We start from the raw sequence: 4,088 nt of genomic DNA, 5'->3' as shown, positions 1-4,088 counted from the left end.
ATACATGGCTCCACCGGATCCTCCCCAAATAGCTTCATTGTTTGTAAAGTTACAGTTTTCAATTTTTGTATTTGAAGAACTAGTGGAACTGTGAATGGCACCACCATATTGGTTATTACAGTGGTCAAAGACACAGTTTGAAATAGTACTGTCAGAACTTTCTATATTTACCGCACAGCATGGACCTTGTGCAGTATTTGTAAATTGAATATTCTTTAAAGTAATTCCAGCCGCATTTAAACTAAATATTTTACTTCCAGCACTTATAGTGGCTAAACCAGTCGGATTACTGCTAGTTCCACCACTGATAATGATATTTTCAATATTCACATTCACTACATTACTTGCATCCCATGGAGTCCATGTTCCTGAACCCCAAGTTCCAGTACCTAAATAAACCGTATCACCCTCAACTACACTTCCGCTGTTCAAATAAGTTTGAATCTCAGCAAGTGTAGAACCTGAGAGGTCATGGTCAGTTGCTAAAATCTCATTATCTTTATTAATTTGTAGGTTATCCATCGCAGATTCACTCGACAGTAAACCCGACATTTCATCACTCGTATGCGTTAATGTCATATTATTCATTGCCGAATCTTGCGATGCACTAACTACTCCCATTAAAGATACGAACAAGAATAATATCAAAATAAATAAAATTGGTTTTTTCATTTCGATATTATCTCCTCCATTATGAATACAATTTTTTACTTACCCGTATAATAAATCAAATTTATCATACCAATTTAATCACAATATATGATTAAATCATAAAAGAATGTCTAAGAATCATTTTAATTATTGAACTAAGCTAATTAAAACAAAAAATAGAAACTCCTTTACGAAGTATATATTAGAATATGAAAGTATATAAAGGTTATAATTAAATTACAAAATGGACTCTAAATATCAAATAAACATCATACAATAAATTTTACAATATTTTATCAGAAATACAAAAAAACAAAAAATATAGTAAATAAGATTATTAACCTACATAAAAACATTAAAAAAATATGAAAATTTGGGAATGACCGATAATAATTTAGATTGAGATTTTTTAAAGTTAATATAAAAAATCTAAATTAATATTTAATTGATATAATTTACAATTAATAAATTTGAAAATTGATTAAACTCTATAAAATTGCTTCATCTAATCATACAATTTTAAACAATCTATTTTTTGAGTGCCGGAGTCCACAAGTCAAATTCTTTAATTTGAGGTGGAATGCCTGAATCATGATAGCTTTCAAGATATCCTTCATTTGACACATAATCTTCCCCACTGCCTTGTGCAGAGTTGAAAAATTCCAAAAGGCCACGGTTTCTGATTGCGGTATGCTGGGGCTTAAATGTCGAAGACCAGATGTAGAAAACTTTAAATACAGTATCCGGATGATATCCTCCACCCAAATCAATAGCCAGCACATCACATTTTTGAATTTTAGAAAAAACTTCTCCAAGCACATCATGAAGTCGAACATCCCCTTTTATAAACTCAACATCCAGTTTTGACATTTCCTCTACTGATTCCGGAGAGTTGTCAACAGCAATCACTCTGCATCTGTCTGAAAACAGTCTGGTTGTTCCTCCGACATGACACCCCAATTCAATTATAGTATCCCCTTCACCAACCAGGTTCCGAAGATCTTTTCTATAATTTTTAACATCATAACTAAGTTTAATCATGAACTATCCCTATATTGTTGAGTTTATCTATATGCAAGTTTTCAATGTTTAACTTTTTGAATGCATCTTCATCATATGCAAATGCAAATGCCGTATTTCCCAACATTGCCATGGAACTGCCTAAAATATCACTTGAAGATTTAAAATAATCAATTAGATTTTTCACTTCATCTGACATCAGGTTAATCTCATGTGAAAATTTTGATGAAAATTCCAGGAAATTCTCCAATGTCGGATCATCCTCAAAAAGCTCCAGATATTTGTCGCCGGAATTTGAAATAACTTCCTTAAAATGAGAGTCTGAAATAATATCGGATGTTTCAATCTTCCCAAAGGTTTTCCAGCCAATAAACACATCCACATCAAATGATTTTATCTCACCGATTCCTGGAGCTCCAGGTTTTGTCCTTAAAACCAGTCCATGACCAGTTTGAGCTATTACATCTCCCAATCCAGCGCCCAAATTGACTTCAGCCATATGTGCAATCTGGCCGCATAATTCATCAGAATAACCCAAATTTAAAAATTCATTCAATGCAAGAGTCAGGCTTAATGCTGAGGCCGCAGAAGTACCGAAACCGGCTCCGATTGGAAGCTGAATATCCTGAGTGATTTTAAAATCAGTATTTTTAAGCTCCAAAATAGATAAGACCTCATCAATTACCGTCGAATCACCCTGATTGACGCTTATGACAAGTTCATCTGAAGCGGAAACAGTAGTTTTTACACCTTTTGAGAGTAAAAATCCAACGCCGCATGAACCATTCTTTAATTTGATTTCATGATTTTGTATTGTGAAAAAACCAGTGATGTGTCCTGGTACAAATACGGAATTAGTCATGATGATAAATTTGTTTTTAGTTTAATTAAAATTTACTAAAAAAAAGAAAAAAAAGTAGGAGCGAAATGCTCCGAAAATGTTTATTTTTTAAATCTTCTGATTGAAGAAATACCTACCATTAAAAGAACACAAAGCAATGCAAGAATTGGATTACCTGTAGCTCTTCCAACGTTTGTTTTTACAACTTTATCAGGTATTTCAGGAACAGTTTTTGTTTTGTTTGTATGATTTTGTTGAATGTCCGGAGTTTTGTTTTCGATTACAACAGTTGAATTTTCTGCAGTTAAATTATCGGTAGCATTTGAACCTGCAACAACAGTATTGACCAATTCTCCAACCTTGGTTGCTATAAAGAATATGGTAAATTCTGCTGATTCACCAGGGTTTAAAACGCCATTGAAGAAGAATGTGCTGTCCTGCATTGTCCAGTCATCACCTTCATAACTGTCGAAATCCAATCCGTCGCAAGGCTGTTCAATTACAAAAATGTCTCCTAAAGCACAGTCGCCAATGTTTGTGACAATTATTTTAAATGAAGTTATTTCACCTAATTTGGCATCAGTTAATGTTATTTTTTGAACATTTAAACCTGGAGTGTAGGTTTTATTTTCAGTTTCGTTAGCAGTTTTGTTGTAGAATACTACATCAAAGCTGACTGATTCACCAGGTTTTAAAACGCCAGTGTAAATGAATTTTTCTCCATCGTAAACCCAATTATCGTTTTCAAATGGTCTGATCTCAAATCCTTCAGGAATTTCCTGTACAACAGAGATCTCCTCCAGATTGGTACTGCCTGTGTTGGTTACAACAACTGTAATAATTGTCGTATTACCGGTTTCATCTGATTTGTTTTCTGTGCTTCTTGTAACAGTCATGTTTGCGATAACATGAGTGTTTGTAATTACAAAACCGCCGTCGATTTGTGTTATGTTTGCAGTGTAGTTGGCAATTTCAACTTCACCAACAGCATATTTAATTAATTTTCCTTCATTGTAAACAGGCAAGTCTTTGAAAGTGTATTTCCAGTCGTTACCTTCAGACAATGTGGTTTCATTAACTTTTACGCCATCAGCAAACAATTCAACAACAATGCTTACAGGTCTGACGCTGTCCTTATTGTTGCTGTCGTTCCAGATTTTTTCAACGTTAATGTCACTAACTGCAGGCACATGAGCGTTAGTGATAACAAAGTTACCGTTATCCTCAGAGATGCTTGAAGTATAGTTATCTACTTTAACTTCATCAATTGTATATTTGATTGATTTTCCATCATTATACACAGGCAAGTTCATGAATGAACCTTTCCAGCCGTTAGACTCAGACAAAGCAGTTTCATTAACTTTAACGCCATCAGCCAACAATTCAACAACAATATTTGCAGGTCTAATACCGTCCTGATTATTATTGTCATCCCAAACCTTAGTCACATTAATGACAGTAACCATTGGAACGTGAGTGTTGTTAACAATCCAGTTATATGCTGTATCGTTAGACACAACACTGGTATAATTAGCAACAGCCAACTCTTCAACGGAATACTTAATAACTTTGCCGT

3 protein-coding genes and 1 pseudogene are annotated in these 4,088 nt (G+C 34.0%); all 4 read right to left on the bottom strand.

Annotated elements, in window-relative coordinates; translation table 11 throughout:
• Positions 1–672: pseudogene (locus ACJMLH_RS01360) on the bottom strand (hypothetical protein); the annotation flags it as partial.
• A gap of 507 nt (positions 673–1,179) precedes the next feature.
• Positions 1,180–1,692 (bottom strand): class I SAM-dependent methyltransferase, encoded by a 513-nt coding sequence (locus ACJMLH_RS01355; RefSeq protein ID WP_405274141.1) that lies wholly within the window; start codon positions 1,690–1,692, stop codon positions 1,180–1,182.
• Complete coding sequence (locus ACJMLH_RS01350) at positions 1,685–2,533, bottom strand: pantoate kinase (RefSeq protein WP_405274140.1); 849 nt, start codon at positions 2,531–2,533, stop codon at positions 1,685–1,687. The genes ACJMLH_RS01355 and ACJMLH_RS01350 overlap by 8 nt, the downstream gene beginning before the upstream one ends.
• A gap of 80 nt (positions 2,534–2,613) precedes the next feature.
• Positions 2,614–4,088: Cna B-type domain-containing protein (locus tag ACJMLH_RS01345; protein WP_405274139.1), on the bottom strand; the 1,475-nt coding region annotated here is incomplete at its 5' end.

Source organism: Methanobrevibacter sp. (genome assembly GCF_045116495.1).
Classification (GTDB): domain Archaea; phylum Methanobacteriota; class Methanobacteria; order Methanobacteriales; family Methanobacteriaceae; genus Methanocatella.
Note: the sequence above shows the minus strand (reverse complement) of the source record. Positions and strands in the feature narration are given on the sequence as shown.

Bases quoted from the DNA above. Each gene is read 5' to 3' on its own strand.
- ACJMLH_RS01350 (WP_405274140.1), bottom strand. From the start codon at position 2,533: ATGACTAATTCCGTATTTGTACCAGGACACATCACTGGTTTTTTCACA.
- ACJMLH_RS01355 (WP_405274141.1), bottom strand. From the start codon at position 1,692: ATGATTAAACTTAGTTATGATGTTAAAAATTATAGAAAAGATCTTCGG.